This window comes from Bradyrhizobium sp. Kon58 (assembly GCF_055807455.1).
Window position 1 is genome coordinate 1 of record NZ_JBVVOT010000255.1, and the last position, 333, is coordinate 333.

At 59.5% G+C, this 333-nt stretch carries 1 protein-coding gene; it reads left to right on the forward strand.

The window, feature by feature from the left end; all coding sequences use genetic code 11:
* Window positions 1-248, forward strand: a 248-nt coding sequence (locus AC0L20_RS40360) for a metal-dependent hydrolase (RefSeq protein ID WP_473295726.1), incomplete at its 5' end; no start/stop codon positions are given.
* Window positions 249-333 lie beyond the last annotated feature (85 nt).

Consider the following 333-nt stretch of genomic DNA (forward strand, 5'->3'; position numbering starts at 1 on the left):
TGTTCGACTTCCACGTGCGCCTGTTGATTGCTGACCGCAAATCCGGTGGGTATCTCAAAGGCTTCTGGCGCATGCTCAAGTTTCTGTATCGGCCCAGGGGGGTCTTTCCACGTATGCTGCGGCCGTGGCTGGACTATTTCAAACCGAGCTTTCATCCCTGGGGACATGACAATCGGGCACGGTTGAACGCCATAGACGGACTGGTTGAGGAAATTGAGCGGACCAATCGCAGCTACGAGGCGATCTAGCAAGGCGGCTTGCTGCGTTTGAACGGGGCCGGCTGCCAAACGGGTCGGCCCCAGGACTGCCAGATCACGCCAGCGCCGCCCGCTT